The sequence below is a fragment of the Jezberella sp. genome (genome assembly GCF_964834465.1).
Genome location: NZ_CBAZRM010000034.1, coordinates 1 through 6719 on the forward strand (window position 1 = coordinate 1; position 6719 = coordinate 6719).

A 6719-nucleotide genomic window follows, 5' to 3' on the forward strand; every position below is an offset into this window, starting at 1 on the left:
GAACCGTATTGATTCATTCCGACATTCGGGCACTCGAAAAGATACAGGCCGGATACGTGTATATCGTCGAGTGCGCACATGCTTGCCAGGATGTTGCACAAGGCGGCAGCACGGCTATGCCCAGCAAACGCCATCTTGCCTGTCAATAAAGGCTTGATGACAGCGTAGATAGCTTGCGCTGACCCAAGGAAGCCAGCGTGCATAATTCCAAACGCCTCATGCGATTTAGGAAGAGCATCAAAATTATTAATCCACATCGCTTCTGACGCGCTACCTTCCGGCACGACCAGCATAGTACCGCCAACTTTCTTAATACCAATCACGTCGCAACCGACTTTGATAATTTGGTCAAAGCCGGTCATGGCGTAGATGTCGACACAAGCAGCTTGTGCGGCTTGCAGGATTGAGATATCGGTCATAGCAGTTGTAAAGGATTACTTGACAACTGCCGACGGCAGCAGCGACGCCGGGTTGGCCGTGGCTCCGCAGATACTTTGTGCGGCTGGCTGCATTTCCGGGTGGCGCAATAGTGTGCCGTATGGGAGTGCGCAGGTAGCGTCTTTGATGCCTGTTACGATATTGTCGTTCGCTGCCTCAACGGCTACCTTATCTGATGCCGCCTTTGCCGCCACCGTTTGTGAGAGCCCTGCGCATCCTTGCAGCATGCCGAATACAAGTATGCAAGTAATTTTCTTCATGGTGTTCGCGTACCCTTTCGAGTACGCCTCCTGATAGATTAGTTGGAAATATCCACCCCTAGTGGGCCGATGGGTTGGTCACCGAGCACGATATTACGACGGCAACAGAGCCGTAGTAACAGCTCGATTAGTCTACGACAGCGTGGCGACAAGTGGTCCAATTGGGTTATCTCCATTGACAGTTGGGCCGGCCGTGGCAGCAGAAACGATGACATTCACGGATACTTGTGTGCCAACCAGGTTGCCCAGGTTATCAATCGGCTGAGCTACAGCATCGTAGGTGCCAGCTGGCACGTTAGCAAAGACGGCGCTATAGGGTGCCGGTCCCGCGATCGTCTGTGGGGCGATCCCGGCACCGAGACTGAACTGAATACCGGCAAGAGATGTAGCGCCCACACTGAGAATAATAGGCGAGTTAGGAGTAACCGCAGTTGCGGCCAGAGAGAGATTTACGGTAGTCATATTAGTAGTTCCTTTAGTTGATTGGTGATCTGGAAAACAGATCTTGATTGCGCCCGAAATCGTTGCGCCGAGCGCAGCACATTGGCCCCAGTCCATGTTGGCGTACCGGGAGCCGGTAAGGGCCGCGATAAATGCAATGCCTTCCCACGTTGAGCGTTCTGCTAGGCGGTTGGCGATGTAGTCTAGCATAGCAAATATTCGTGGCCCCATGATTACCCCTTGACTATTTTGTGGTACGGGCATTTAACCATGTGAAACTTCCCCGTAGGAGTTTCAACACGTATGCCCATTTCATAGGAGACTCCAACTATCTCCTCACGTTGATGACAAATCAGTTCACCCGCCTCAACGTGCGCTCTGGCGTCTACAATGTCATATCTAGGTGCCTGTAGTAGTTGAGCCATTTTGACCACCGTTAAACTCAGACGCGTCTGCTTGCCGGCGACGAAGTAAGCCAGCTACTACCTGCCCTTTGCACTGATCCCATCGATCAAATTGCTCAGCAGCGCCAGCATAATCGCCACCGTTAAGCAGGCGAAGCAAAGTAGACGAAGCAAGGTTGCCACGCCCAACATTAAAATCGAAGTCAACGAGCGCATCGAATTCTCCCTGCGTGAGCTGCACAGTTACAAGTCGATTCACGTCATTGACACTGTTTTGGATGTTGGCTACCAGGTCAGACTCAGCCTGCGCTTGCGTGATCGTAGACCCAGGAATGACGCCATGGGTGTTGCCGTACCCGTTTGTCCATACCCCTCCGGTGTCTTGGTAAGCGGTCAATTTACAACCTTCAAACTGCTCAGTGATAGCCAGCCCAGTACCACTATATACCATGTTCATTTTCCATCTCCTTTGTGATACCAGGCCCAAACAGCCGCAATAGCCGTCCATACAGGCCACCACTTACGCACGGTTGCCGCAATAAAATTACCAAACCTCGCTAGCAACTTTGTTGTAGTCTGTGCAGACGTGTATAAATTTACGATGTCCTGGGTAGCCTCGTATGTCTTTTTAGTAAGCTCAGTATTCAACTCCAATTTTGCTCCATGTGCTAACTGAACATCATCCTGGCGATTTAACCGACGCTCGAATTCTTGCATGCGCTCATCGGTATGTATCCGCCAATCAAAATTATCCATGCCCAATATCTTTAATCGTCGCTCGTCCATACTAATATTTTTTGCTCGACGGTCGTCCATAACTTATTCTCCGTTTAGGATTACATGCATGCATTATGAAACGCTGACCGCACGACATACCTCATCCCACGTTGCCCCATTATAGGACACAGTGAGGGATGATCGATTGGTACTGACAAAGTCCACACCACCGGCAAGAAAGAAGTTCCCTCGTTGCACAGTGGTGTTTGTGTCATAAAACATAAGTACTACAATTTGCCCTTTAAACGCGCCGAGCAAATTTGTAATCGTGACAGAACCTGAGTTTGTAATGCTCCCAATCCTGACCACGTTCTGAGCGACGCTAGGCGTAGATTGGCCCGGTGTATAGTCAATATTCTGTGGCTCATTTTTAATTCGGCGAACAGTATTTGATGGGTCAAGAGTAGCCCCCACAATATCAGCACCATAAGACCCGGTGATATTATTGTCGTATAATTGGCACCCGGTAGGTACCGGCGTAGATGCGTTAAGCGTTACACCAGCAGCGTAGTTCACACCATCGATTCGATTATTAGATGCCTCTACGCCGGTAGACCTCTCGATATACACCCCACTATAGGTAGACGAGCCTAAAAAGTCAGGGTTAAATATATCATTGTGATGAACTTTTGGATCGGTGCATAGAGTGAGCCAGACGCCCTCTGCATTCACGTTTTGAATGATATTTTCTGCAATAATACATCCTGCGACGTTGTAACAGGAAATACCACTAAAGGCTGAGCCGACGATTGTGTTCCCCGAGATGATAGAATACGGGGCATTAATGTCGATGACGGCCTGTTGCAGGGAACCGAGCGCTACACCGACCTGCAAGCAGTTCTCGGCGATGTTGTCGAGTATCTTGAGGTAGCCGAAGGTTCCGGCCGTTGAGCCCGTGGTGTTGCTGGTGTATGCCTCATTCTGAAAGTTAAGGGCGTAGTTCCCCTGGCAGAGAATATCGAAAGGGGTATTTGTCATGTAGACGGCGTGGCGCCCCTGCCCGGTGATCGTAGCAAGGAAGCGGTTCCCAGTTACTTGCTGCCCTTTGCCGTTGCACACAATACCGTAACCAAAACTAGAGTCTGTTCCATACAAACTTTCAACGACGCAATCCTTAAACGTCGAGTAGTTCGCGTAATTAAATTGAGCCCCAATATTAAACCCATTAGTGCCTGGTGCTGCCCCGGTAATGTGCAAGCGCTCTATCCGATTGTACGCGTTCCACACGAGATTCGAGTGTGCCGTGCCTGCAGTATTGGTACCATTTACAATGGCGCGTAATGGGGCCGGCGCGCTCTGCCCACCGTTCTCTGTGGTCGCGGCCCCGCGCATTTCAAAATCGTGTAGGTAAATTCCCGTACAGGATTCTACTAGGCAGATTGAAGAAAATACTACGGTAGATATGCAGTTTAAAACTGACCCAAAGCCACCGCCAAAAAACTCTATATTGCTAGCCCGAAAAATAAGCGACGTGTAATTATATACACCCCCATCTGCCAACATAATGCGCTTTCGGCCGCTATCGATTGCAGCTTGAAGAAGCACGGTTTGGTCAGTGCCATTATTTGCCACAGCACCAAAGTCTTCTACGCTAACCTGGTCGTATAACTTATTACGTACAAAACGGAATACTGCTGTAGCCACATTTTGAACCCACCCAAGCATGCCAGCGCCGGATGAGAGGGCCAGCGATGTTTGCAGAATTTGCGCGCCGTCGCAGTATGTCACTTGGTCCCAGATTACGTTGCCGTTGACATCCTTAACTATTTGGCGGTATGACCCACTAGCCCAGATTATGCAGCGACCGTTAGCATCAAGTGCAATTGGATTGTCGTTCGCCGTCATACCTGCTTGATCTATATACGTGGTCTTTGGTGTCAAGGTGCCTGGTATATAGGTTGCCACGGTGCCGTTGGCCAGCGGTGACCCATTGTTATAAAAAAATTGCTGCTCTGCGTTTGGTAGAATTTCCATGCTTATTGCCCCCCTCCAGGTGATGGTGGTACGATTTTCGGATTTTGTAATTGTGTTTGAAGTTTATTCGCTAGCTGAACCTCAGCGCGTTGCGCCATTTTAGCCGTCAACATACCCCCCACTGTGCCGCCGGCCATGGCTCCAACTGGTCCTCCAAGGTACGCCCCTGCGGCTGCTCCTGCTGCTTGTGGCGCATAGATCAACCCCTTTTGTACCAGATTATGCCCCTGCACAGCAGCACCGGGGTACGATGATGGTGTTTGCAATAAATGACCTGCATCGTGCAGAGTTTGCAGGTTTGCTAGTTCATTCGGACTGAGGATATTCAATTTTCCATTGAGTGCCGGGGAGTTGAGTGTGCGGGTCACATTAGCAGCATTCCATGCCGATTGGCCCGCTTGTGTTCCACCGCTGTCACCGGCGGCATAGACCTTTCGTAACAGCGCAGCCTTAACTTCGGCTAGTGCTGCATTACCTTGGTCCTGTAGTTCTGGCGGCAGGTTCTTGAGTGTATTCGTGATTTGGCTGAATTGCTTGTTCGGCATAGCTAGAAGCCGGTCACTAAGCCGTTCATCAGGAATTTTCTGATTAACTCCATTAGGGCCATCCTCAGTCAGCAATGCAGACATCCCATTTGGATTTTCCAAGGTATTCTTCATCTCTGCATGTAGCGCTCTAGCCTGGTCATACACCCCCGCGCCACCTACTTTGGTGACATCAGCATCGAGTGCTTGCTTTAGTTGTCCTATAATGGGGGCATTGCCCGGCACCTTGTACTGTTGATTGAGCCATTGGCGAAAACGCTCTGCACTCGGAACACTCAGCGGCTCGGGGGCATTTGGCTCGTCAGGCAAATTACCTTTAAAGCGGTCAAGCTGCCGACTTGTAGCATCAAGCAAACTCTGCTTGTCCTGGGCTAGTAAGGTTTCTTTAAAACCTGGGTTATTCATCAAATTATCAAGATTCGTCGTTTCTACATGTGCCCCCAATGCCTTAGCATTTACATCCGCTTTGTCGTACAACGAACCAATTGCTTGGTCATAATGATCGGCCAGACCTTGGAGAGGCGTACGAATGGCCTGCCCTGCAGATTCTGGCGTTGACGCTGTAGCACCGGTATCTTGAATCAACTTCTGCCCGTAGTTCTTTAAAGCCTGCTGCTCCGTATTTAGCTGCGCACTCATAACGTCACCTTGTGGCGTATTTAGTTTAGCCTGTTGGTACTCAGTCCCAGCCGCTTTGGGGTTTCCGCTAATCGCGGATGACCGTTGGCTGTCAAGGCCGATTGCTTTAAGTGTGGCAATATTCTGCGATTGAATATCTGGCGGTAAAGTCAATCGTGGATCTGTAACCTTGGCTGGCGGCGTGAATGTTACAGATGGTGCGTCAGTTACACCGGATGCGCCAGGTAGTACCGGTGTAACTGATGCACCAGGCGGTACCGGTGTCGTCTGAGCCGCCACCCCTGTTGTAGTTGGTGAGGCAGCGGTTGCAAGTTGAGTTGTAGGGGTTGATACTGGTTGAGTAGTGGGGGTAGCAGCAGGTTGAGCTACTTCGCTGACTGGCGCTGTTGGGGTAGTTACGGGAGTAATCTGGCCAGACGTGCTCAGTTTAAGGCGCGGTTTTGCCTGCATAGCCGCTGTCAATGCATTTGCAAGCGGCGCTGGAACCTGGGCAGTCGTTGGTGCTTGCTGAACACTGGCGTCTTGTAACGTCGGCTCTATTCTAGATCCTTGTTGCGGGTTTATTGCCCCTGACAATGAGTTTTGAACAGGGGCTATACCGGCTTTAGATGCTCCTATACGGTTTGCTTGTTGCGCTGCTTGCGGTGTTAAGTGGCTTAGCGCGTTTAGTTCTCCCGACCCAAAAGGTAGCGCGTCTAATCCAACTGTATGCGCGGCATCGCCTATGTTCTGAGTGTACTCTGCAGCCAACGAGCCAGCAGGTGGCGACCATGGCGTTGGTAAGGGGTGCCCGACTATATCACTCGCGGCAAGAACAGGAGCAGTTACTGCGTTTAATACGGTACCTGCTCCAGCTGCTGCGCCAGCTAGAAGTTTGTCACCGACGTTATATTTTGTGGTAGGCGTTATTTGTGATGATTGGACTATATCCCCAAATCGATTACGTGTTACAGAGGTGCCTTGAGAAGCTGCTAGGCGGGCTGCGTTACCGGGGTCGCCTGCATCAAAGTAACCATTTGTGTCATGCTTCCATCCGAATAACTGGGGCGGCGGTGATGCACCGTTAGATCCATCTTGGTTTTGCGGTTGACCTGTTGTGGGGCTTAGCTGAGCGCCTGTTTTTGGGTCAAATAAAGTAGGATAGAAACCACGTTTGCTAGGGGGTATTAAAGTGGGGTCGTTCTGAATGGCTGCGATTTTATACTGCTGCAATCTCGCCGAATTCTTTGGGTTTGACGGGT

Annotated in this window: 7 protein-coding genes; all 7 read right to left on the reverse strand. The window is 50.5% G+C overall.

Annotation, left to right across the window (positions count from 1 at the left end; genetic code table 11):
- The coding region (locus AC1W8Y_RS14725; RefSeq protein WP_482015247.1) for an alpha/beta hydrolase family protein at positions 1-419 on the reverse strand (419 nt) is incomplete at its 3' end.
- Between the two features lie 15 nt (positions 420-434).
- Complete coding sequence (locus tag AC1W8Y_RS14730; RefSeq protein ID WP_482015248.1) at positions 435-698, reverse strand: hypothetical protein; 264 nt, start codon at positions 696-698, stop codon at positions 435-437.
- Between the two features lie 132 nt (positions 699-830).
- Complete coding sequence (locus tag AC1W8Y_RS14735) at positions 831-1160, reverse strand: hypothetical protein (RefSeq protein WP_482015249.1); 330 nt, start codon at positions 1158-1160, stop codon at positions 831-833.
- 378 nt (positions 1161-1538) lie between these two features.
- Complete coding sequence (locus AC1W8Y_RS14740; RefSeq protein WP_482015250.1) at positions 1539-2000, reverse strand: lysozyme; 462 nt, start codon at positions 1998-2000, stop codon at positions 1539-1541.
- Positions 1997-2359 carry a hypothetical protein gene (locus AC1W8Y_RS14745; RefSeq protein WP_482015251.1) on the reverse strand — a complete coding sequence of 121 codons (363 nt, stop codon included), beginning with the start codon at positions 2357-2359 and terminating at the stop codon, positions 1997-1999. Before AC1W8Y_RS14745 ends, AC1W8Y_RS14740 begins: the two co-directional genes overlap by 4 nt.
- A 33-nt stretch (positions 2360-2392) precedes the next feature.
- Positions 2393-4294, reverse strand: coding sequence for a right-handed parallel beta-helix repeat-containing protein (locus AC1W8Y_RS14750; RefSeq protein WP_482015252.1), 1902 nt, complete (start codon positions 4292-4294; stop codon positions 2393-2395).
- Positions 4295-4296: 2 nt separating this feature from the next.
- On the reverse strand, positions 4297-5478 hold the full coding sequence (locus AC1W8Y_RS14755; protein WP_482015253.1) for a hypothetical protein: 1182 nt from the start codon (positions 5476-5478) through the stop codon (positions 4297-4299).
- Between the last annotated feature and the right edge of the window lie 1241 nt (positions 5479-6719).